The organism is Pseudomonas bharatica CSV86 (genome assembly GCF_000319305.2).
GTDB lineage: Bacteria > Pseudomonadota > Gammaproteobacteria > Pseudomonadales > Pseudomonadaceae > Aquipseudomonas > Aquipseudomonas bharatica.
Map to the genome: position 1 here is coordinate 1,301,860 of NZ_AMWJ02000001.1, position 23,323 is coordinate 1,325,182.

Consider the following 23,323-nt stretch of genomic DNA (forward strand, 5'->3'; position numbering starts at 1 on the left):
CCGGGCATTGCCCGGCGTTTTCGTTCATGCCCTTCAGGCGCGGCGTTTCGGCAGCACGTCCTTGAGCTTGGTGCGCATGTTGCGCAGGGTGGTGGCGGTGGCGTCCCAGTCGATGCAGGCATCGGTGATCGACACGCCATACTGCAACTGCTCCAGATCCTTCGGAATCGCCTGGCAGCCCCAGTTCAGGTGGCTTTCCACCATCAGGCCGATGATCGACTGGTTGCCCTCGAGGATCTGGTTGGCGACGTTTTCCATGACCAGCGGCTGCAGGGCCGGATCCTTGTTGGAGTTGGCGTGGCTGCAATCGACCATGATGTTCGGCTTGATACCGGCCTTGTTCAGCGCCTGTTCGCACAGGGCGACGCTGACCGAGTCGTAGTTGGGCTTGCCGTTGCCGCCGCGCAGGACGACATGGCCATAGGGGTTGCCCTTGGTGGTAACGATGGACACCCCGCCTTCCTGGTTGATGCCGAGGAAGCGATGCGGGCTGGAAACCGATTGCAGGGCGTTGATCGCCACGGTCAGGCCGCCGTCGGTGCCGTTCTTGAACCCGACCGCGGAGGACAGGCCCGAGGCCATTTCCCGGTGGGTCTGGGATTCGGTGGTACGCGCGCCAATGGCCGACCAGCTGATCAGGTCCTGCAGGTATTGCGGAGAGATCGGGTCGAGGGCCTCGGTGGCTGTCGGCAGGCCCATCTCGGCGAGGTCGAGCAGCAGCTTGCGGCCGATGTGCAGGCCGTCCTGGATCTTGAACGAGTCATCCAGGTACGGATCGTTGATCAGGCCTTTCCAGCCGACGGTGGTGCGCGGCTTCTCGAAGTAGACGCGCATTACTAGGTAAAGGGTGTCGGACACTTCCGCGGCGAGGGCCTTGAGGCGCTCGGCGTATTCATGCGCAGCCTTGACATCGTGGATGGAGCAGGGGCCGACCACGACGAACAGGCGGTGGTCCTTGCCGTCGAGGATATTGCGTACCACTTCACGGCCGGCAGTGACGGTCTGAAGCGCGCTTGCGCTGAGTGGGATCTCCTTCTTGAGCTGATCGGGAGTGATCAGGGTCTCGTTGGAGGCAACGTTAAGGTCGTCGATCGGTAAATCAGCCATCGTGTTACTCGTCAGGTCACGGATGCCGGCCGCCAGCCCCGTGCGGCGGAGCAGCATGATTGAGCTCAGCGGGGAGCGGAACCTTAGCGCGTAATCCCTTGCCTCGACAATGGGCAAGTGCCTGATAACGTCGCGGTTCTGGGGCTGGATACCGGGTTTTTGCAACTAAAGTAGCTGGGGTGGCCTGGGCGGGATAGATTTGGTGCTTTTGAGGGCCTCATCGCTGGCAAGCCAGCTCCCACACGCCGGACCTGTGGGAGCTGGCTTGCCAGCGATTTGGGGCGACACGGAATGGAGTGAACATGAACAAAGGCCTGAACGACAAACTGGTAGTGGCAATTTCATCACGGGCCTTGTTCGACCTGAGCGAGAGCCATCGGCTGTTTCTTGCCGAGGGGGTGGAGGCCTATCGCCAATACCAGATCGAGCACGAGGACGAGCCCCTGCAACCCGGCGACGCCTTCCTGCTGGTGCAGAAGCTGCTGGGCCTCAATACCCTCCTCGGACAGCCCCGGGTCGAGGTGGTGCTGGTCTCGCGCAATAGCGCCGATACCGGCCTGCGCGCGTTCAATTCCATTGAGCACTACGGCCTGGGCATTTCCCGCGCGGCATTCGTAGGTGGACGCAGCCCTTATCCTTATCTGGCTGCGTTCGGCTGCCACCTGTTCCTCTCCACCGATGCCGAGGATGTGCGCAGCGCCTTGAATGCTGGTTTCGCCGCCGCCACCATCCTTTCCGGCGGCGTTCACCGGGAGGCCACCGAAGAGCTGCGCATCGCCTTCGATGGTGATGCCGTGCTGTTTTCCGACGAGTCCGAGCGGGTCTACCAGATGGGCGGCCTCGAAGCCTTCCAGGCCAACGAGCGCCAGGCTGCGCGCCAGGCCCTGCGCGGTGGGCCGTTCAAGCCTTTCCTGGCGGCGCTCAATCTGTTGCAGAGCGAGTTTCCCAGCACTGCCTGCCCGATCCGCACCGCGCTGGTCACCGCGCGTTCCGCACCGGCCCACGAGCGGGTGATCCGCACCCTGCGCGAGTGGGATATCCGCCTGGATGAATCGCTGTTCCTCGGCGGCCTGGACAAATCGGCGTTCCTCGAAGCCTTCGCCGCCGACGTGTTCTTCGACGACCAGGCCGGCCACTGCGAACGGGCGGGCAGGGTGGTCGCCACGGGGCATGTGCCCCATGGCATCAGTAACCAATCGGACCCGGCCTGAACCCCGCCGGACGGGCGCTGCGCATCGGTTTGGCGCTGCTAAGCTGAACCGGGTATCCGGAATTTCTGGTTGATAAAATGCCAAAGATGTAAAGAAGAAAATCTTTCTCAGCGGATTATCTGATTGATCCTCTTCAGCCTACTCTACTGCCAATTTTCTGTTTCCACCTTCGCCTGAGTCTTCATAGCGATGCTGACTAGGGAGGACAGCGAGAGCTGGGCAAGCGTCAAAGCGGTTCTGGTTCATGCGCAATCCGGACACCTGCACAACATTCCTCTTGTAAGAAACCGATCAAATTCTCTAGGTGCCCATACTCGGGTATACAGACAATCGTGCGGCTATGTTTCTCCTGCCGGATCAGCCCTACCTTGGCCATGCGCGCAAGGTGATGTGATAGCGTCGAAGCAGGAATACCCAGCCCCTTCTGGATATCTCCGACCGAAGCCCCATCATGGCCAGCTTTGACCAGAAAGCGGAACACGGACAGTCGGTGACTATTCCCTAGCTCAGCTAAGCTGGCTGCAACCTTTTCGTGATCCATAGCACGCCCCAATAATTCGATGTTTCTAGAATTATAGTTGACAGGTCGGATAAACGCAAGTAGGCTGCGTACATCATTTCGACAATACTAGAAATATAGGAGTAATATTGAATGTCATCTCAACTCCAAGACGCTCTAGGCATGTTCGCCTTTCTCGCTATCGAGCTATCGGTTTTATTCATTGGCATTAGCTTGCTGGTCGGAGTTCTTCAACGTCACATCCCACCATCCAAGGTGGAAGCGTTACTGACTTCCAGTGGGAAGCGAGGCTATTTTCTTGCTGCTGGTTTAGGAGCTATAACGCCCTTCTGTAGTTGCTCGACTATCCCCATGTTGAAAGGGTTGATTCGGGCACGGGCCGGTTTTGGGCCGATGATGGTGTTTCTTTTCTCATCTCCGTTGCTGAATCCTATCGTCGTCGGCCTGCTGGTTGCCACGTTTGGATGGACACTTACTGCTATCTATGTGCTCGCCGCTTTGGTGGTCGCGGTAGGTGCCGGATGGCTGCTTCACACGCTTGGCTTCGAGCGTTATGTGCGCCGGACGGCGACACAAGAGAGCAGTGGATGTAGTTCATCAGCAAGCCCGTGCAGTGCTACATCGACCGCATCGAGTTGCGGCACCAACAGCTGCGACACCACTCCGAAGACGGCTTCTTGCGGGGCTGATAGGAAGACAACAGTCTCTACGTCTAGCGAATGCTGTGACAGTCAACCCACTGTCACGGTTAAGAAAGAAGGGAAGTACAGTGGTGTGTGGCGGGAAGCTTGGTCGGACTTTATCGATGTGTTGCCTTACCTGCTCATCGGTATTGCGATTGGCAGCGTGATCTATGGTTTCATGCCCACTGACTTATTGGAGCAGTATGCAGGCCCAGATAATCCCTTTGCCATTCCAGTTGCCGCTGTCATCGGCGTGCCGTTGTATATTCGCGCTGAAGCCGTCATACCTCTGGCAGCGGCTCTGATGGCCAAAGGCGTGGGTGCCGGGACGGTGCTAGCGTTGATCATCGGCAGTGCCGGAGCCAGCCTGACTGAGCTCATTCTGTTGCGCTCTTTGTTCACGCTGAAGCTTTTAGCGGCGTTTTTAGCAGTCATTTTTGCTATGGCGATGATTGCCGGTTACGCCACCTACCTGTTTTTCTGATCAAGGCGGGAGATGATTAATTCGTTAAGCCTTCCTGGGTACCAGTTGGTGGATTCTGATGAGCAGAATGAAGACATACATTTTCGGCTTGAAGCACCTACACCAGTAGCCTGCGAGGGGTGCGGCGTGCAGGGTGAGTTCGTGCGGTTCGGCAAGCGTGACGTTCCCTATCGTGATCTGCCCATCCACGGCAAGCGGGTCACTCTCTGGGTGGTCCGCCGCCGATACACCTGCCGGGCCTGCAAGACAACATTCAGGCCCCAGCTACCGGAGATGGTGGACGGATTCCGTATGACACTGCGGCTGCATGAGTACGTGGAGAAGGAATCCTTCAACCACCCCTACACCTTTGTGGCGGCACAGACCGGCCTGGACGAGAAGACGGTGCGCGACATCTTCAACGCCCGCGCCGAGTTCCTGGGGCGCTGGCACCGCTTCGAGACGCCCCGCATCCTGGGCATTGACGAGCTATACCTGAACAAGCGCTACCGCTGCATTCTGACCAACATTGAGGAGCGAACCCTGCTCGACCTGCTGGCCACCCGCCGCCAGGACGTGGTGACCAACTACCTGATGAAGCTGAAAGACCGGCAGAAGGTCGAGATCGTCAGCATGGACATGTGGAACCCCTACCGGGCAGCGGTCAAGGCTGTGCTGCCCCAGGCCCGTATCGTGGTCGATAAGTTCCATGTGGTGCGCATGGCCAACGATGCCCTAGAGAGAGTGCGCAAGGGCCTCAGAAAGGAGCTGAAACCGTCCCAGAGCCGGACTCTCAAGGGAGACCGGAAAATCCTGCTGAAACGCGCTCACGAAGTCTCAGACCGGGAGCGCCTCATCATGGAGACCTGGACAGGCGCGTTCCCGCAACTGCTGGCCGCCTACGAGCACAAGGAGCGCTTCTACGGCATCTGGGACGCCACCACACGGCTCCAGGCAGAAGCCGCCCTGGACGAGTGGATAGCCACCATCCCGAAGGGCCAAAAGGAAGTCTGGAGCGATCTGGTCAGGGCAGTGGGAAACTGGCGCGAAGAGACCATGACCTACTTCGAGACGGACATGCCCGTCACCAACGCTTACACGGAGTCCATCAACCGACTGGCCAAGGACAAGAACCGTGAAGGGCGCGGTTACTCCTTCGAGGTGATGCGGGCACGAATGCTCTACACCACGAAGCACAAGAAGAAGGCACCGACTGCGAAGGTCTCTCCTTTCTACAAGAAAACCATCGGTTACGGACTGCCGGACTTCGCAGAGGAACTCAACTACGGAGTCGATCTATCAACCATCTGATAATGGTATCAGGTTGGTGGGGTAAAGGTGCCCCATCAACCATTAAATCCGTATACCCGCTGAACCTTGCCCTGCCGTTCCGGCAGTCGAGGAGGTCAAATGATCCGTTCGATGTTGTACGCCACGGACCTCGGTGTTTATGCGCCTTATGTCATGCAGCACGCGTTGGCCCTGGCGCGCAATTTCAAGGCGGAGCTCTACGTGATCCATGCCGTGGAGCCCATGGGGCAGTTCGCCGAATCGCTGCTGCAGAGTTACCTGGACGAGCAGACCCTGGACCAGTTGCACAGCCAGGGCGTCAACACCGTGATGGCCAATATCGAACAGCGCGTACTCGAAAGTTTTCGCGATGAATTGGGGGATCAGCAGGACCTCGCGCTGATTCGTGCCGTACGGGTGCGCCAGGGGGATCCGGCGCAGGTGATCCTCCAGCAGGCCGAACGCCTGAATGTCGACCTGCTGATCGTTGGCAGCCATAGCCAGGGGGCCGGTGCAGAGATCCCGATCGGTCGTACGGCGGTGCGCATTCTGCAACTGTCACCGGTGCCGGTGTACATGGTGCCGCTCGCACAGCACCTCGGTCGTCGCAAGGCTTGAGGGATTTTTCCGAGTCGGCAGTAAGAAAGCTGGTGAAATTGTTCTAGATTTATTCTCCTGACCGCTAATATAGTTATAACTCGTCGCTGTTGCCGGTGACGCCCAGCCTCTGAGGGATACCTATGAAGCTTCAACAATTGCGCTACATCTGGGAAGTGGCGCACCACGACCTCAACGTTTCCGCGACAGCGCAGAGCCTGTATACGTCCCAGCCGGGGATCAGCAAGCAGATTCGCCTGTTGGAAGACGAGCTGGGCGTGGAAGTGTTTGCCCGCAGCGGCAAGCACCTGACCCGTGTCACCCCGGCCGGTGAGCGGATCATCAATACCGCCGGGGAAATCCTGCGCAAGGTCGAAAGCATCAAGCAGATTGCCCAGGAATTCTCCAACGAGAAGAAGGGCACGCTGTCCATCGCCACCACCCATACCCAGGCACGTTATGCGTTGCCACCGGTGATCAGCTCGTTCATCAAGCAGTACCCGGAAGTGGCCTTGCACATGCACCAGGGCTCGCCGATGCAGATCGCCGAAATGGCCGCCGATGGCACCGTCGACTTCGCCATCGCCACCGAAGCCCTGGAACTGTTCGGCGATCTGGTGATGATGCCGTGCTACCGCTGGAATCGCTGCGTGGTTGTGCCCCAGGGCCACCCGCTGACCAAGCTGCCGAAGCTGACCCTTGAAGTGCTGGCCGAGTACCCGATCGTCACCTACGTGTTCGGTTTCACTGGACGTTCCAAGCTGGACGAAGCCTTCAGCCACCGCGGCCTGACCCCGAAAGTGGTGTTTACCGCCGCTGACGCCGACGTGATCAAGACCTACGTGCGCCTTGGCCTGGGCGTCGGCATCGTCGCCAAGATGGCGGTGGATCCGAAGCTGGACAGCGACCTGGTGGTGCTCGATGCCAGCGAGCTGTTCGAGTCCAGCATCACCAAGATCGGTTTCCGTCGTGGCACCTTCCTGCGTGGCTTCATGTGCGACTTCATCGAGAAGTTCGCCCCGCACCTGACCCGCGAAGTGATGGCCAAGGCGATCCAGTGCCATAACAAGCAGGAACTGGAAGAGCTGTTCGAAGGTGTCGAGTTGCCTGTGCACTGAGTTTCGGGCAACCATGAAAAAACCGGCCTTGGCCGGTTTTTTCGTTTCTGTCGATCACATTTGGCGATCAGCTTTTGGCGATCAGGTTGCCGGCATGCAGCCCGCATTCCTTCTGGGTCGCTTCTTCCCACCACCAGCGGCCTTCGCGCTCGTGCTGGTTCGGCAGTACCGGGCGGGTGCATGGCTCGCAGCCGATGCTGATGAAGCCGCGTTCGTGCAGGCTGTTGTAGGGCAGCTCGAGCATGCGGATGTAGCCCCAGACTTCCTCGCTGCTCATCTGTGCCAGCGGGTTGAATTTGTACAGGGTGCGCTCCGGGGTGGAAAACGCGCTGTCGATTTCCAGCGCTGCCACCTGGCTGCGCGTGCCCGGGCTCTGGTCGCGGCGCTGGCCGGTGGCCCACGCGCTGACGGTGCTCAGCTTGCGCCGCAGCGGTTCGATCTTGCGGATCCCGCAGCATTCGCCGTGGCCGTCCTTGTAGAAGCTGAACAGGCCCTTTTCCTTGACGAAGGGGTCGAGTTTGTCGCGGTCCGGCGACAGGATCTCGATCGGCAGCTTGTAGTGTTCGCGCACCTGGTCGATGAAGCGGTAGGTTTCCGGATGCAGGCGACCGGTGTCGAGGCTGAAGACCTTGACCTGCTTGTTCAGCTTCCAGGCCATGTCCACCAGCACCACGTCTTCGGCGCCGCTGAAGGAAATCCACAGGTCGTCGCCGAAATGCTCGAAGGCGAGCTTGAGGATGTCCTGCGGGGATTTGTTGGCGTAGGTCGCGGCCAGGGCGGCGACGTCGAAGGGTTGGCTCATCAGGCGGCTTCCGGTCATTGAATGGCGCTTGGCGCTCGTAGTGGGGCAGATGTTACCAAAAAATGCCGGGTAGACGGGCTGGATTGCGGGTCGTAGAGTGCGCCTTCCATTTTTGGCGTTGTTCGAGGAGTGAGCTGTGGAAATTGCCTGTCTCGACCTGGAAGGTGTGCTGGTTCCGGAAATCTGGATCGCCTTCGCGGAAAAAACCGGAATCGAATCGCTGCGGGCCACCACCCGCGACATTCCGGACTACGACGTACTGATGAAACAGCGCCTGCGCATCCTCGACGAACATGGCCTGAAGCTGGCCGATATCCAGGAAGTCATCGCCACGCTCAAGCCGCTGGATGGCGCCATCGACTTCGTCGACTGGCTACGCGAGCGCTTCCAGGTGGTGATCCTGTCCGACACCTTCTACGAGTTCTCCCAGCCGCTGATGCGCCAACTGGGCTTCCCGACCTTGCTCTGCCATCGCCTGATCACCGACGAGAACGACCGGGTGGTGGGTTATCAGCTGCGTCAGAAGGACCCCAAGCGTCAGTCGGTGCTGGCGTTCAAGAGCCTGTACTACCGGGTGATCGCTGCGGGCGATTCGTACAACGACACCACCATGCTCGGTGAGGCCGATGCCGGGATCCTGTTCCATGCGCCGGAGAATGTGATCCGCGAGTTCCCGCAGTTCCCGGCGGTGCATGAGTTCGAGGCGTTGAAGAAGGAATTCATCAAGGCTTCGAGCCGGGTGCTGAGCCTGTAAGTAATGCAGGGGCTGTGAGGGCCTCATCGCTGGCAAGCCAGCTCCCACAGGGTTATGTGGTGCATGTGAGAAGTGTGTGCCCGCCGCAGTCCCTGTGGGAGCTGGCTTGCCAGCGATGAGGCCCTCAAAGACCCTGAAGCGTTTCCAGAAGCACCCGCACCTTGGTAATCGACTCCTGGTACTCGGCCTGCCACTCCGAGTCCGCCACCACGGCGCCGCCGCCCCAGCAGCACACCTGGCCATCCTTGACCAGCAGGCTGCGGATGGCGATGGAGCTGTCCATTTCCCCGCGTACGTCCAGGTACAGCAGCGATCCGCAGTACAGCGCCCGCCGGCTCGGCTCCAGCTCGTCGATGATTTCCATCGCCCGTATCTTCGGCGCTCCGGTGATCGACCCGCCAGGGAAACTCCCGGCAATCAGGTCCAGGGCATCCTTGCCCGGCGCCAGGCGCCCGGTCACGCTGCTGACCATATGGTGGACGTTGGGATAACTCTCCAGGCTGAACAGCTCCGGTACCCGCACCGAGCCGATCTCGCAGGTGCGCCCCAGGTCGTTGCGCAACAGATCGACGATCATCAGGTTCTCGGCCCGATCCTTGTTGCTGGCCAGCAGTTCTTCGCCGTTGGCGCGGTCCTGCACGGGATCGGTGCTGCGCGGCCGGGTGCCCTTGATCGGACGGGTTTCCACCTGGCCCTGGCTGACCCGGATAAAGCGCTCCGGCGACAGGCTGAGCAGGGCGCTGCCGTCGTCCAGTACCTGGAAACCGGAGAACGGTGTCGGGCAGGCCGCCCGCAGCGCCTGGTAAGCGCTCCACGGATCACCCTGGCACGGCGCGCGGAAGCGCTGGGTCAGGTTGATCTGGTAGCAGTCCCCGGCCTGGATGTACTGCTGCACCCGTTCGAATGCCTGGCGATAGTCCTCGGGTTCGAGGTCGCCGCGCATCGGGGCGTCGAGGCGGAAACCGGCGCCAGGGTCCGCTTCGGCCGGCTGGCTGAACAGATCGATCAGGCGCTGGCGTTCGTCGCCAGGCAGGGCGGGGTGGAAGAGCAACTGACTGGTCATCAGTTGGTGATCGCTGATCACTGCCCAGGCATAGAGGCGGAGGGTTGCATCGGGCAGGCCAAGGTCATCCCGGGCCAGCTCAGGCAATTGTTCAAGACGCCGACCGAAGTCATAGCTCAGGTAGCCGATCAGGCCGCCGGCAAAGGGCAGTTCCACGCCATCGGGCAGTTGCGCTTCGCCCAATCCGGCAAGGCTGTCACGCAGCCGCTGCAGATACGCCGTGCCGCTTTCGCCATCCTCCGCCACCAGGCTGCGCAGCGGCCAGGCGCTGAGCAGATCGAAGCGGCCGCGCTCGGCACCGGGGCGGGCGCTGTCCAGCAGCACCGCGCCGGGCGCATGGCGTACCCGCGCGAAGAAAACCGCCGGATCGGCTTGATAGGGCAGGGGAAACAGGGTGCAGGTCGGCATTCGTCTGAACGGTTGGCGAGGCGGGGCAGGCATTGTAGACCCCGAACGCGTAGCTCATAGGGGTTTGAGCGACCGCCCCGTGTCCGGGGCGGACGTCATTCACTGCTGGGACGGAACGTGTCCGAACAACTGCTGGGCGAAGCGCACGCGCTCTTCGGCGGTTTCCTGCCTGCCGTCCTTCGCCAGTTCCTCGAGGTGTGCCTCGATGGCGTGGGTGCGCTGGGTCAGGCCGCAGTCGTTGGCGATCTGGATGTTCAGGCCGGGGCGGGCGTTGAGTTCGAGGATCAACGGGCCCTTGTCCTGGTCCAGGACCATGTCCACGCCGATGTAGCCCAGGCCGCACAGCTCGTAGCAGCCGGCGGCGAGCTTCATGAAACCGTCCCAGTTCGGCAGTTGCACGCCGTCCACCGCGTTGGTGGTGTCCGGGTGCTTGCTGATGATGTTGTTCAGCCAGGTGCCGCGGAGGGTCACGCCGGTCGCCAGGTCTACGCCGACGCCGATGGCGCCCTGGTGCAGGTTGGCCTTGCCACCGGACTGGCGGGTCGGCAAGCGCAGCATGGCCATTACCGGGTAGCCCATCAGCACGATGATGCGGATGTCCGGCACGCCTTCGTAGCTGATGCTCTTGAAGATCTGGTCAGGGGTCACCCGGTACTCGATCAGCGCGCGGTCACGGTGCCCGCCAAGGGAGTAGAGGCCGGTGAGGATGCTGGAGATCTGGTGCTCGATTTCCTCGTGGCTGATGATCTTGCCCGACACCGTGCGAAAGCGGTCCTCGAAGCGGTCGGCGATGACCATGATGCCGTCGCCGCCTGCGCCCTGGGCCGGCTTGATGACGAAGTCGCTGCGCCCGCCGATGATCTCGTCGAGTTTCTCGATCTCCTTTTCGGTCGAGATGATCCCGTACATCTCCGGCACATGGATGCCGGCCTGGATCGCCCGTTCCTTGGTGATGATCTTGTCATCGACGATAGGGTACAGATGGCGCTTGTTGTACTTCAGGACATAGTCCGCGTTGCGCCGGTTGATCCCCATGATGCCCCGGGCTTCCAGGGCCTTCCAGGTTTTCCAGAGTCCGAACATCAAGCGTCAGCCTTTACGAATGCCTTGAAGCGAACCAGCTCCGTCAGGCGATAGCCGCGGTAGCGACCCATTGCCAGCATGAAGCCCACCAGGATCAGCAGCACCGCCGGGAAGGTGAAGACGAAGTACACCAGCTCCGGCACGCTCATCAGCAGGTGCGCCAGGGACGCGGCGAACAGGGTGCCGATGGCGACCTTCATAGCATGGCCACCGCCGCGCTCCTCCCAGGTGATCGACAGGCGTTCGATGGTCATGGTCAGGATCACCATCGGGAACAGCGCTACCGACAGCCCGCGCTCCAGGCCCAGCTTGTGGCTGAACAGGCTGATGGTGGCGATCAGCACAACGACGAAGGTCAGTACGACCGACAGCCGCGGCAACATCTGCAGCTTCAGGTGTTCCAGGTACGAGCGCAGCGACAGGCCGAGCGCGGTGATCACCGTGAACAGGACGATGCCGAAGCCCAGCTGGGTTTCGCGGAAGGCCAGGGCGATCAGTACCGGGGTAAAGGTGCCGAGGGTCTGCAGGCCGATCAGGTTGCGCAGGATCAGGATCACCAGCACGCCTATCGGGATCATCACCATGATCATGAAGGTCTGCTGGGTCTGCAGCGGCAGGCCATAGAGGGAGTATTCGAGGAAGTCGGCGTCGGTGTTCTCGTCGGTCAGCTTGGCCAGGCGGATGGCATTCATCTCGCTGTTGTTCAGGCTGAAACTGACGTTGACCTTCTTGCCGCCATCGACGGTGACCAGGTTGTCGTCACCGGTCCACCACAGCAGGCGGTCGCTGGGCAGGCCCTGCTCGCCGGTCTCCGGGTTGAAGTACAGCCAGTCGTTGCCGTTGAAACTGCGCAGCCAGAGTTCCGGGGTCTGCGGCTGGTCGGCCACCAGGCGGATGGTCTGCACGCGCTCGAGCGGCACATGGGCGATGGACAGCAGCAGGTCGATGACCTTGGCCTTCTTCTGCACCGAGGTATCGCCGGCCAGCAGCAGCTTGACGTTGTCGTCGTTGAGATTGTTGACACGCTTGATGGTTTCGCTGACGAAGGTCTCGACGTCGGCGGAATGCTGGCGGATCGGCGCCATCAGGGCTTCGGCGGCGATCTTTTCCGGTCCTTCGACCGGCAGGCTGTCGCGGAAGGTCGGGCCCTTGATCTTGGGCTTCTCGCTGCTATAGCGCTTGGTCAGCACCAGGCGGTAGTAGAGGGTCTGGTTGCCGCTGGCGCGACGGGCCGACCAGGTCACCTTGCGGTTGCCGTCGACACGGTTGACGCTGACCCCGTAGTTGTTGGAGATGAAGCTCTCGTTGAGGCTGACGTAGTCGCGGCTCAGGGGCGGCACGTACATCTGCACCTTGACCGGATCTTTCGGGTTGGCGACGAACTCGACCTTGGCGTCGATGTTCCACAGGTCGTCGGTCTCGTCCTCGGTCACCGGGATGCCGAGGAAGAAGATCTGATAGGCCGTGATCAGCACGCCCAGCAGCACCAGGACGGTGATCAGGACTTTCAGATGAAGGGTAAGAGAGCGCATCGGAATTACTCTGCGATGTGAGCGTCGGTGGCGCAGGCAGGTTTGCCGGCCGCGTATTTAAGGCTTGGGTCAACCAGCGCGTCGAAGTGCTTGAGGGCTTCGGAGCCGATCAGCAGCGGGTACTGGAAGGCGCTGCGGTCGGTCAGGTTGACTTCGATTTCGCGCAGGGCACTGCCCATGCAAATGTTCAGGGCGATCACCGGGCGGGCGGTGTAGGCCTTGCCTTCCTCGGGATCATAGTCGCCGGCGCGGCGCTTGATCTTGCTGACCCGCGCCAGCGGACGTTCGATCGGGTGGCTGTGGGCCGCATCGATAGCCAGGTAGAAGCGCACCCAGGATTCACCGTTGCGCTTGAAGCGCTTGATGTCGCGGGCACTGAGGGAGGCGGTCTTGGCGCCGGTGTCGAGCTTGGCGGCGACTTCCAGGTCAAGGTCGCCAAGCCGGGCATATTCGTTGAGGCCGTACACGGTCTTGCCGGTCGCCTGGGCCGTGAGCGGCAAGCAACAAAGGCCGAGCAACAGTGGAAGTGGCGAAAGTCTCATAGATCCTGGCGCAATGCTGTGGGGTATTCGGGTCAAGGCCACTGGCAAATTTTGCGCTAGCTCCTCGTTCGTCTGGCACAAAAAGATGACAGACACAGTATCCATGCCACAAAAAACAGGGCGGCGGCATTCTATCACGCGGATGGTGGCACGCCAGCAGCGCCAATGAGACAACGTTCACCGAAGTGAAGTTCGTTCTTAGACGATTGTCGACAATATTGAATTTGTCTTTGACTGCATTGAGGTATTTGGCTAGTTTTGGCGCATTGATTACAAGAGGTGTCGACAATAATGCTGGACACAGCCCACGCACCCGGTGTCGTTGCGGAAGAGTCGGAAACCCTGTCGGAAAATGTCTTCCGGCGTATCCAGGCAGCCATCGTCAAGGGCGAGATCGCCCCGGGCAGCAAGATCTCCGAGCCCGAACTGGCACGCACCTACGGCATCAGCCGCGGCCCGCTGCGCGAGGCGATCCACCGCCTGGAGGGCCAGCGCCTGCTGGTGCGGGTGCCACATGTCGGCGCGCGGGTGGTGTCGTTGTCCCATGCCGAACTGATCGAACTCTACGAAATCCGCGAGTCCCTCGAAGGCATGGCCTGTCGCCTGGCCGCCGAGCGTATGAGCGTAGCCGAGATCGACGAGCTGCGGCGGGTGCTCGATACCCACGAGCGCGATGCCGCGTTCCAGGCCGGCCTCGGCTACTACCAGCAGGAAGGCGACTACGACTTCCACTACCGGATCCTCCAGGGCAGCGGCAACAAGACCCTGGTCAAGATGCTCTGCGACGACCTCTATCAACTGGTGCGCATGTACCGCATCCAGTTCTCGGCCACGCCCAACCGGCCGCGCCAGGCCTTCGCCGAACACCACAGGATTCTCGATGCCATCGCCGACCGTGACGGCGAACTGGCGGAACTCCTGATGCGCCGCCATATCGGTGCATCCAAGCGCAATATCGAGCGTCACTACCTGGACGCCACCAACCCACGAGGTGAGTCATGAGTCTGAAAAGCAGTCCCGGCCAGCGCTTTCGCGATGCGGTAGCCGCCGAGCACCCGCTGCAGGTCGTCGGTACCATCAACGCCAACCACGCCCTGCTGGCCAAGCGTGCCGGGTTCAAGGCCATCTACCTGTCCGGCGGCGGTGTCGCCGCCGGCTCCCTCGGCCTGCCTGACCTGGGCATCACCGGCCTGGACGACGTGCTCACCGATGTGCGCCGCATCACCGACGTCTGCGACCTGCCGCTGCTGGTGGATGTCGACACCGGTTTCGGTGCCTCGGCCTTCAACGTCGCCCGCACCGTGAAATCCATGATCAAGTTCGGCGCTGCTGCCATTCATATCGAAGACCAGGTCGGCGCCAAGCGCTGCGGTCATCGCCCCAACAAGGAAATCGTTTCCCAGCAGGAAATGGTCGACCGCATCAAGGCTGCCGTCGATGCCCGTACCGATGACAGCTTCGTGATCATGGCGCGCACCGACGCCCTGGCCGTGGAAGGCCTGGAAGCGGCCCTGGATCGTGCCGCCGCGTGCATCGAAGCCGGCGCCGACATGATCTTCCCGGAAGCCATCACCGAGCTGTCGATGTACAAGACCTTTGCCGAGCGCGTGCGCGCGCCGATCCTGGCCAACATCACCGAGTTCGGCGCCACGCCGCTGTACACCACCGAGGAACTGGCGTCGGCCGACGTGTCCCTGGCGCTGTACCCGCTGTCGGCGTTCCGCGCCATGAACAAGGCCGCGGAGAACGTCTACGCAGCCCTGCGCCGCGACGGTACCCAGAAAAACGTGATCGACACCATGCAGACCCGCATGGAGCTGTACGACGCCATCAACTACCACGCGTTCGAGCAAAGCCTCGACGCCCTGTTCGCGCAGAAAAAGGCCTGAGCCCAAAGGCCTCCGACCAGCCAACAGCTTCCATAACAAGTTCAAGAAAGGAGAGATCCCATGGCCGAAGCAAAAGTACTCAGCGGAGCCGGCCTGCGTGGCCAGGTGGCCGGGCAGACCGCCCTGTCGACGGTAGGCCAGGCCGGCGCCGGGCTGACCTACCGCGGCTATGACGTTCGCGACCTGGCGGCCAACGCCCTGTTCGAGGAAGTCGCCTACCTGCTGCTCTACGGAGAGCTGCCGAACAAGGCGCAACTGGCCGAATACCAGGCCCGCCTGAAAACCCTGCGCGACCTGCCGCAAGCCCTGAAGGAAGTACTCGAGCGCATCCCGGCCAACGCCCATCCGATGGACGTCATGCGTACCGGTTGCTCGGTGCTTGGCACCCTGGAGCCGGAGCTGAACTTCGACCAGCAGCGTGACAGGACCGACCGCCTGCTCGCCCTGTTCCCGGCGGTGATGTGCTACTGGTACCGCTTCAGCCACCACGGCGTGCGCATCGACTGCACCAGCGACGAAGACACCATTGGCGGTCACTTCCTGTATCTGCTGCATGGCAAGAAGCCGAGCGATCTGCACGTCAAGGTGATGAACGTCTCGCTGATCCTCTACGCCGAGCACGAGTTCAACGCTTCGACCTTCACCGCCCGGGTCTGCGCCTCGACCCTGTCCGACCTGTACTCCTGCGTCACTGCCGCCATCGGCTCGCTGCGCGGCCCGCTGCATGGCGGTGCCAACGAAGCGGCGATGGAGTTGATCGAGCGCTTCCAGAGCCCGCAGGAGGCGGTGGCCGAGTTGCTCAGGATGCTCGAGCGCAAGGACAAGATCATGGGCTTCGGCCATGCCATCTACAAAGAGTCCGATCCGCGCAACGAGGTGATCAAGGGCTGGTCGAAGAAGCTGGCCGACGAGGTCGGTGACAAGGTTCTGTACCCGGTATCGGAAGCCATCGACAAGACCATGTGGGAACAGAAGAAGCTGTTCCCCAACGCCGACTTCTACCATGCCTCGGCGTACCACTTCATGGGCATACCGACCAAGCTGTTCACCCCGATCTTCGTCTGCTCGCGCCTGACCGGCTGGGCTGCGCACGTCTTCGAACAGCGCGCCAACAACCGCATCATCCGCCCGAGCGCCGAGTACACCGGCGTCGAGCAGCGTGCCTACGTGCCGATCGAGCAGCGCTGAAGCAGACTTTGAGTCCACTGCTGAAACCTGTGGGAGCTGGCTTGCCAGCGATGTTGTTGCCAGGCCTGGCCCTATCGCTGGCAAGCCAGCTCCCACAGGGGGCAGTGGGGCTCTTGAGAATAATGATCGACACACAACCGAACCCGTGACCGAGCCGACCTGAAATGAACACCGAATTCCGCAAGTCCCTGCCAGGCACCGGCCTGGACTATTTCGATGCCCGCGCGGCGGTCGATGCGATCGCTCCGGGCGCCTACGACCGCCTGCCCTATACCTCCCGCGTCCTGGCCGAGAACCTGGTGCGGCGCTGCGATCCGGCGACCCTCAATGCGTCCCTCGGCCAACTGATCGAGCGCAAGCGCGACCTCGATTTCCCCTGGTTCCCGGCCCGCGTGGTCTGCCATGACATCCTTGGCCAGACCGCCCTGGTCGACCTCGCCGGCCTGCGCGACGCCATCGCCGACAAGGGCGGCGACCCGGCCCAGGTCAATCCGGTGGTGCCGGTCCAGTTGATCGTCGACCATTCCCTGGCCGTGGAATGCGGTGGCTACGACCCGCAGGCGTTCGAGAAGAACCGCGCCATCGAGGACCGTCGCAACGAAGACCGTTTCCACTTCATCAACTGGACCAAGAAAGCCTTCAAGAACGTCGATGTGATCCAGCCGGGCAACGGCATCATGCACCAGATCAACCTGGAGAAGATGTCCCCGGTGATCCATGCCGAGCGCGGCGTGGCCTATCCCGACACCTGCGTCGGCACCGACAGCCACACCCCGCATGTCGATGCCCTGGGCGTGATCGCCATCGGTGTTGGTGGCCTGGAGGCCGAGAACGTCATGCTTGGCCGCGCCTCCTGGATGCGCCTGCCGGAAATCGTCGGCGTCGAGCTGTCCGGCAAGCCGCAGCCGGGCATCACCGCCACCGACGTGGTGCTGGCCCTGACCGAATTCCTGCGCAAGGAAAAAGTGGTCGGCGCCTACCTGGAATTCCACGGTGAAGGCGCTCGCGCCCTGACCCTCGGCGACCGCGCCACCATCTCCAACATGGCCCCGGAGTACGGTGCCACCGCCGCGATGTTCGCCATCGACGGGCAGACCATCGACTACCTGCGCCTGACCGGTCGCGACGAGCAGCAGGTCAGGCTGGTGGAAACCTACGCGAAAGAAGCAGGCCTGTGGGCCGACAGCCTGGTCAATGCCGAGTACGAGCGCGTGCTGCGTTTCGACCTGTCCAGCGTCGTGCGCAACATGGCCGGCCCGTCCAACCCGCATGCCCGGGTGGCCACCAGCGACCTGGCGGCCAAGGGCATTGCCGGCGCCTGGGAAGAGGTCCCCGGGCAGATGCCGGACGGTGCGGTGATCATCGCCGCCATTACCAGTTGCACCAACACCAGCAACCCGCGCAACGTGATCGCCGCCGGCCTGCTGGCGCGCAACGCCAACAGGCTGGGCCTGGCGCGCAAGCCGTGGGTCAAGTCGTCGCTGGCGCCCGGCTCGAAAACCGTCGCCCTGTACCTCGACGAGGCCGGCCTGACCGACGAGCTGGAGCAACTGGGCTTTGGCGTGGTGGCTTTCGCCTGTACCACCTGCAACGGCATGTCTGGCGCTCTGGATCCACAGATCCAGCAGGAAATCATCGACCGCGACCTGTATGCCACTGCCGTGCTGTCCGGCAACCGCAACTTCGACGGGCGCATCCACCCCTACGCCAAGCAGGCGTTCCTCGCTTCACCGCCGCTGGTAGTGGCCTATGCCATTGCCGGGACCATCCGCTTCGATATCGAAAAGGATGTGCTGGGCGTGGTCGATGGCAAGGAAATTCGTCTCAAGGACATCTGGCCGAGCGACGAGGAAATCGACGCCGTGGTGCGCGCGTCGGTGAAGCCGGAGCAATTCCGCCAGGTCTATATCCCGATGTTCGCCATCGAGGAAGACAAGGGCCCGAAAGTTGCGCCGCTGTACGAATGGCGTCCGATGAGCACCTATATCCGCCGTCCGCCTTACTGGGAAGGCGCCCTGGCCGGCGAGCGCACCCTCAAGGGCATGCGTGCGCTGGCGGTGCTGCCGGACAACATCACCACCGACCACCTGTCGCCGTCCAACGCAATCATGCTCGACAGTGCCGCCGGTGAGTACTTGGCGAAAATGGGCCTGCCGGAAGAGGACTTCAACTCCTACGCCACCCACCGCGGCGACCACCTGACCGCCCAGCGCGCGACCTTCGCCAACCCGAAACTGTTCAACGAGATGGTCCAGGAAAACGGCAAGGTCAAGCAGGGTTCGCTGGCGCGGATCGAGCCGGAAGGCAAGGTCACGCGCATGTGGGAAGCCATCGAGACCTACATGGAGCGCAAGCAGCCGTTGATCATTGTCGCCGGTGCCGACTACGGCCAGGGTTCGTCGCGGGACTGGGCGGCCAAGGGCGTGCGCCTGGCGGGTGTCGAAGCGATCGTCGCCGAGGGCTTCGAGCGTATTCACCGCACCAACCTGGTGGGCATGGGCGTGTTGCCGCTGGAGTTCAAGCCGGGCGTGAACCGCAAGACCCTCGAGCTGGATGGCAGCGAGCTTTACGACGTGGTTGGCCAGCGCACGCCGCGGGCGACCCTGACGCTGCTCATCACCCGCCGTAATGGTGAGCGCCTCGAGGTGCCGGTGACCTGCCGCCTGGACACAGCGGAAGAGGTATCGATCTACGAGGCGGGCGGGGTATTGCAGCGGTTTGCCCAGGACTTCCTGGAAGGCACTGCCTGATATCGGCGAGGCCCGTTAGGGCCTCATCGCTGGCAAGCCAGCTCCCACCCCTGTGGGAGCTGGCTTGCCAGCGATTGGGGTTTCACCAATTGAACTGACAGGACCTTTTCATGCCGCACATACCACAAATCAAGATCCCCGCCACCTACATCCGCGGCGGTACCAGCAAGGGTGTGTTCTTCAATCTCGAGGACCTGCCCGAAGCCGCACAACTCCCCGGCGCCGCCCGCGATGCCCTGCTGTTGCGGGTAATCGGCAGCCCCGATCCCTACGGCAAGCAGATCGACGGCATGGGCGGGGCCACTTCCAGCACCAGCAAGACGGTGATCCTGTCCCGCAGCATCAAGCCTGGGCACGATGTGGATTACCTGTTCGGCCAGGTCTCCATCGACAAGGCCTTCGTCGACTGGAGCGGCAACTGCGGCAACCTCTCGGCCGCGGTGGGTTCCTTCGCCATCAGTAGCGGCCTGGTGGACGCCAGTCGCATTCCCGACAACGGCATTGCCACCGTGCGCATCTGGCAGGCCAATATCGGCAAGACCATCATCGCCCATGTGCCGATCACCAACGGCGAAGTCCAGGAAACCGGCGATTTCGAGCTGGATGGCGTGACCTTCCCGGCGGCCGAGGTACAGCTGGAATTCCTCGATCCGGCCGCTGACGAGGACGGTGCGGGCGGTTCCATGTTCCCCACCGGCAACCTGGTGGATCAGCTTGAAGTGCCGGGTGTCGGTACCCTCGAAGTGACCCTGATCAATGCCGGCATTCCAACCATCTTCGTCAACGCCCGGGCCATTGGCTACACCGGCACCGAACTGCAGGACGCGATCAACGGCGATGCTGCGGCGCTGGCTCGTTTCGAGGCCATCCGTGCCCATGGCGCAGTACGCATGGGGCTGATCAAGCACATCGATGAAGCGGCAGGGCGCCAGCACACGCCGAAGGTAGCCTTCGTGGCGCCACCGGCGGATTACCTGTCGTCCAGTGGCAAGCAGGTGCTGGCCAGCGAGATCGACCTGCTGGTGCGGGCGTTGTCCATGGGCAAGCTGCACCACGCGATGATGGGTACGGCGGCGGTGGCCATCGGCACGGCGGCAGCGATTCCGGGAACCCTGGTAAACCTGGCGGCCGGCGGTGGCGAGCGCGAAGCCGTTCGTTTCGGACACCCGTCCGGGACCCTGCGGGTTGGCGCCCAGGCGCAGCAGGTGAACGGCGAATGGAGCGTGACCAAGGCGATCATGAGCCGCAGTGCGCGGGTGTTGATGGAAGGGTGGGTGAGGGTGCCGGGGGATTCGTTCTAAGGCACTTGTTGTTGTGGTGCTCTTCAGGGCCTCATCGCTGGCAAGCCAGCTCCCACAGGGTCCGCGGTGCATGCAATCCCTGTGGGAGCTGGCTTGCCAGCGATGAGGCCCTCGGAAACGAAAAAGCCCCGTCAGACTGACGGGGCTTTTTCATTCACGCGGGACCTGCTTTAGACCTGAACAGCCGGGATCTTGGCGTTCGCAGCCGCGTCGCGGAACTCGGCGATCTGGTCGAAGCTCAGGTAGCGGTAAACGTCGGCAGCCATGCTGTCGATGTTCTTCGCGTACTCCATGTACTCCTCGACGGTCGGCAGCTTGCCGAGGATCGAAGCGACCGCGGCCAGCTCGGCCGAAGCCAGGTACACGTTGGTAGCGTCGCCCAGGCGGTTCGGGAAGTTACGGGTCGAGGTGGAAACCACGGTCGAACCGGTCTGTACGCGAGCCTGGTTACCCATGCACAGCGAGCAGCCCGGCATCTCCATGCGCGCGCCAGCCTTGCCGTAGATGCCGTAGTAGCCTTCCTCGGTCAGCTGGTGAGCGTCCATCTTGGTTGGCGGGGCCAGCCACAGACGGGTCGGAATGCCACCCTTGACCTTCTCCAGCAGCTTACCGGCAGCGCGGAAGTGACCGATGTTGGTCATGCACGAACCGATGAACACTTCGTCGATCTTCTCGCCCTGTACGGTCGAGAGCAGACGGGCGTCGTCCGGGTCGTTCGGCGCGCAGAGCACAGGCTCCTTGACGTCGGCCAGGTCGATTTCGATGATCTCGGCGTATTCGGCGTCGGCATCGGCGGACAGCAGCTCAGGGTTGGCCAGCCAGGCTTCCATCGCCTGGGCGCGGCGCTCCAGGGTACGGGCATCGCCGTAGCCTTCGCCGATCATCCAGCGCAGCAGGGTGATGTTGGACTGCAGGTACTCGGCGATGGCCTTTTCCGGCAGCTTGATGGTGCAACCTGCAGCGGAGCGCTCGGCTGAAGCATCGGACAGTTCGAACGCTTGCTCGACGGTCAGGTCGTTCAGGCCTTCGATCTCCAGGATGCGGCCGGAGAAGGCGTTCTTCTTGCCTTTCTTCTCGACGGTCAGCAGGCCTTGCTTGATCGCGTAGTAAGGAATGGCATGGACCAGGTCACGCAGGGTGATGCCAGGTTGCAGCTTGCCCTTGAAGCGAACCAGGATCGACTCCGGCATGTCCAGCGGCATTACGCCGGTGGCGGCGGCGAAGGCTACCAGGCCGGAACCGGCCGGGAACGAGATGCCGATCGGGAAGCGGGTGTGCGAGTCGCCACCGGTGCCGACGGTGTCAGGCATCAGCATGCGGTTCAGCCAACTGTGGATGATGCCGTCGCCCGGACGCAGGGACACGCCGCCGCGGGTGCGGATGAAGTCCGGCAGGGTGTGGTGGGTGGTGACGTCGATCGGCTTCGGATAGGCCGCGGTGTGGCAGAACGACTGCATGACCAGGTCGGCGGAGAAGCCCAGGCAGGCCAGGTCCTTCAGTTCGTCACGGGTCATCGGGCCAGTGGTGTCCTGGGAACCGACGGTGGTCATCTTCGGTTCGCAGTAGGTGCCCGGACGCACGCCGGCTACGCCGCATGCCCGGCCGACCATCTTCTGTGCCAGGGTGTAGCCCTTGCCGGTGTCGGCAGGTTGCTCGGGCTTCTTGAACAGGTCGGAAGCGCCCAGGCCCAGTTCGGCACGGGCCTTCTCGGTCAGGCCGCGGCCGACGATCAGCGGGATACGGCCGCCAGCGCGGACTTCGTCCAGCAGGACCTCGGTCTTCAGCTCGAAGGTGGTGACCAGTTCGTCGCTGCCGTGGCGGCGGACTTCGCCCTTGAACGGATAGACGTCGATGACGTCGCCCATGGCCAGGTTGGTGCAGTCGAATTCGATCGGCAGGGCGCCGGCGTCTTCCATGGTGTTGTAGAAGATCGGGGCGATCTTGGTGCCGAAGCAGAAACCACCGGCGCGCTTGTTCGGCACGTACGGGATGTCGTCGCCGAAGAACCACAGCACCGAGTTGGTTGCCGATTTACGAGAAGAACCGGTACCGACCACGTCACCGACGTAGGCAACCGGGAAGCCCTTGGCCTTGACCGCTTCGATCTGGGCCAGCGGGCCGACCGAACCTGGCTGCGAAGGCTCGATGCCGTCGCGGGCCATCTTCAGCATGGCCAGGGCGTGCAGCGGGATGTCAGGGCGCGACCAGGCGTCCGGGGCAGGGGACAGGTCGTCGGTGTTGGTTTCGCCAGGCACCTTGAACACGGTCAGGGTGTACTTCTCGGCGATGGCCGGACGCGAGGTGAACCACTCGCCGGCAGCCCAGGACTCGAGGACGGCCTTGGCGTGGACGTTGCCCGACTTGGCTTTTTCAGCCACGTCGTGGAAGGCGTCGAACATCAGCAGGGTGTTTTTCAGCTGTTCGGCGGCGACGGCGCCCAGTTCGGCGTCGTCCAGCAGCTCGACCAGGGTGGCGATGTTGTAGCCGCCCTGCATGGTGCCCAGCAGCTCGGTGGCACGCTTGCGGTCGATCAGGGGGGATTTGGCTTCGCTCTTGGCGAGGGCGGAGAGGAAAGCGGCCTTGACGTAGGCGGCTTCGTCGACTCCTGGCGGAACGCGGTGGGTAATCAGGTCTACGAGGAAGGCTTCTTCGCCGGCCGGCGGGTTTTTCAGCAGCTCGACCAGGCCTGCGGTTTGTTCGGCGTTAAGCGGCTGGGGAACGATACCCAGAGCTGCGCGCTCTTCGATATGTTTGCGGTAGGCTTCAAGCACAGTTATTACCCTCATCAGTGGTCCCAAATGGGTGTCCGGGACGCTCATCCAGAAAATCCGCACTCATGCGCAAATACGGCGTTTTGAGCCGCGTAGCCAGAGTTGCAGGAAATCCTTACAGAAGCTGCTTTCAAAGTTTTACGCCTGTAGAACGGAAGGCTGATGAGGGCTGGCCCGGAACATTCAGTGGTGAATCTTCCGAACCAACGCCGTTCTACCGGATGACTGTGCTCGTGACGCTTTGAAAACAG

The 23,323-nt window shown here is 62.2% G+C and carries 19 protein-coding genes; 11 read left to right on the forward strand and 8 right to left on the reverse strand.

Annotation, left to right across the window (positions count from 1 at the left end; translation table 11 throughout):
- Positions 1-33: 33 nt before the first annotated feature.
- A complete protein-coding gene (locus tag CSV86_RS05800) occupies positions 34-1,107 on the reverse strand; it encodes a 3-deoxy-7-phosphoheptulonate synthase (RefSeq protein ID WP_009394489.1) in 1,074 nt (357 codons plus the stop codon).
- Positions 1,108-1,409: 302 nt separating this feature from the next.
- Here CSV86_RS05800 and CSV86_RS05805 point away from each other — a divergent pair, with 302 nt between their 5' ends.
- Positions 1,410-2,318, forward strand: a complete 909-nt coding sequence (locus tag CSV86_RS05805; protein WP_009394491.1) for a 5'-nucleotidase — start codon at positions 1,410-1,412, stop codon at positions 2,316-2,318.
- Positions 2,319-2,544: 226 nt separating this feature from the next.
- Here CSV86_RS05805 and CSV86_RS05810 read toward each other — a convergent pair whose 3' ends face one another.
- Positions 2,545-2,859: an ArsR/SmtB family transcription factor gene (locus CSV86_RS05810; RefSeq protein ID WP_000349485.1), complete on the reverse strand. Its 315-nt coding sequence runs from the start codon at positions 2,857-2,859 to the stop codon at positions 2,545-2,547.
- 141 nt (positions 2,860-3,000) lie between these two features.
- Here CSV86_RS05810 and CSV86_RS05815 point away from each other — a divergent pair, with 141 nt between their 5' ends.
- The 4 genes from CSV86_RS05815 to cysB all read left to right on the forward strand — a co-directional run bounded on the left by CSV86_RS05815 (position 3,001) and on the right by cysB (position 6,989).
- Positions 3,001-4,005, forward strand: a complete 1,005-nt coding sequence (locus CSV86_RS05815; protein ID WP_040363373.1) for a permease — start codon at positions 3,001-3,003, stop codon at positions 4,003-4,005.
- Between the two features lie 12 nt (positions 4,006-4,017).
- On the forward strand, positions 4,018-5,295 hold the full coding sequence (locus CSV86_RS05820) for an ISL3 family transposase (protein WP_000610830.1): 1,278 nt from the start codon (positions 4,018-4,020) through the stop codon (positions 5,293-5,295).
- Positions 5,296-5,394: 99 nt separating this feature from the next.
- Entirely contained in the window at positions 5,395-5,892 is a 498-nt protein-coding gene (locus tag CSV86_RS05825; protein WP_009394494.1) for a universal stress protein, read from the forward strand.
- Between the two features lie 122 nt (positions 5,893-6,014).
- Positions 6,015-6,989 (forward strand): HTH-type transcriptional regulator CysB, encoded by a 975-nt coding sequence (gene cysB, locus CSV86_RS05830; protein ID WP_009394496.1) that lies wholly within the window; start codon positions 6,015-6,017, stop codon positions 6,987-6,989.
- Between the two features lie 67 nt (positions 6,990-7,056).
- On the opposite strand, the gene CSV86_RS05835 is transcribed toward cysB, so the two are convergent.
- Complete coding sequence (locus CSV86_RS05835; RefSeq protein WP_009394498.1) at positions 7,057-7,791, reverse strand: phosphoadenylyl-sulfate reductase; 735 nt, start codon at positions 7,789-7,791, stop codon at positions 7,057-7,059.
- A gap of 136 nt (positions 7,792-7,927) precedes the next feature.
- On the opposite strand from CSV86_RS05835, the gene thrH reads away from it, so the two are divergent.
- Positions 7,928-8,545, forward strand: coding sequence for a bifunctional phosphoserine phosphatase/homoserine phosphotransferase ThrH (gene thrH / locus CSV86_RS05840; protein ID WP_009394500.1), 618 nt, complete (start codon positions 7,928-7,930; stop codon positions 8,543-8,545).
- Positions 8,546-8,669: 124 nt separating this feature from the next.
- Here the strand turns inward: thrH and pabB are convergent, their stop codons facing one another.
- The 4 genes from pabB to rloA all read right to left on the reverse strand — a co-directional run bounded on the left by pabB (position 8,670) and on the right by rloA (position 13,173).
- Positions 8,670-10,016: an aminodeoxychorismate synthase component I gene (gene pabB / locus CSV86_RS05845; RefSeq protein ID WP_009394502.1), complete on the reverse strand. Its 1,347-nt coding sequence runs from the start codon at positions 10,014-10,016 to the stop codon at positions 8,670-8,672.
- Between the two features lie 99 nt (positions 10,017-10,115).
- The gene (locus CSV86_RS05850; protein WP_009394503.1) at positions 10,116-11,099 is read right to left on the reverse strand and encodes an alpha-L-glutamate ligase-like protein; all 984 of its coding nucleotides are present in this window, start codon (positions 11,097-11,099) and stop codon (positions 10,116-10,118) included.
- A complete protein-coding gene (gene rloB / locus CSV86_RS05855) occupies positions 11,099-12,631 on the reverse strand; it encodes an osmotic stress tolerance membrane protein RloB (RefSeq protein ID WP_009394504.1) in 1,533 nt (510 codons plus the stop codon). The genes CSV86_RS05850 and rloB overlap by 1 nt, the downstream gene beginning before the upstream one ends.
- 5 nt (positions 12,632-12,636) lie before the next feature.
- Positions 12,637-13,173, reverse strand: coding sequence for a retropepsin-like aspartic peptidase RloA (gene rloA / locus CSV86_RS05860; protein ID WP_009394507.1), 537 nt, complete (start codon positions 13,171-13,173; stop codon positions 12,637-12,639).
- Between the two features lie 291 nt (positions 13,174-13,464).
- Here rloA and CSV86_RS05865 point away from each other — a divergent pair, with 291 nt between their 5' ends.
- The 5 genes from CSV86_RS05865 (at position 13,465) to prpF (ending at position 20,301) form a co-directional block, all read left to right on the forward strand.
- Positions 13,465-14,175: a GntR family transcriptional regulator gene (locus CSV86_RS05865; RefSeq protein ID WP_009394509.1), complete on the forward strand. Its 711-nt coding sequence runs from the start codon at positions 13,465-13,467 to the stop codon at positions 14,173-14,175.
- Positions 14,172-15,062, forward strand: a complete 891-nt coding sequence (prpB, locus tag CSV86_RS05870; RefSeq protein WP_009394514.1) for a methylisocitrate lyase — start codon at positions 14,172-14,174, stop codon at positions 15,060-15,062. Before CSV86_RS05865 ends, prpB begins: the two co-directional genes overlap by 4 nt.
- Before the next feature lie 60 nt (positions 15,063-15,122).
- Entirely contained in the window at positions 15,123-16,250 is a 1,128-nt protein-coding gene (prpC, locus tag CSV86_RS05875) for a bifunctional 2-methylcitrate synthase/citrate synthase (RefSeq protein WP_009394516.1), read from the forward strand.
- A gap of 164 nt (positions 16,251-16,414) precedes the next feature.
- Positions 16,415-19,000, forward strand: coding sequence for a Fe/S-dependent 2-methylisocitrate dehydratase AcnD (acnD, locus tag CSV86_RS05880; RefSeq protein WP_009394518.1), 2,586 nt, complete (start codon positions 16,415-16,417; stop codon positions 18,998-19,000).
- A 110-nt stretch (positions 19,001-19,110) separates the two neighbouring features.
- Positions 19,111-20,301 (forward strand): 2-methylaconitate cis-trans isomerase PrpF, encoded by a 1,191-nt coding sequence (prpF, locus tag CSV86_RS05885; RefSeq protein WP_009394519.1) that lies wholly within the window; start codon positions 19,111-19,113, stop codon positions 20,299-20,301.
- 170 nt (positions 20,302-20,471) lie between these two features.
- On the opposite strand, the gene acnB is transcribed toward prpF, so the two are convergent.
- Positions 20,472-23,072 (reverse strand): bifunctional aconitate hydratase 2/2-methylisocitrate dehydratase, encoded by a 2,601-nt coding sequence (gene acnB, locus CSV86_RS05890; protein ID WP_009394520.1) that lies wholly within the window; start codon positions 23,070-23,072, stop codon positions 20,472-20,474.
- Positions 23,073-23,323: the final 251 nt, after the last annotated feature.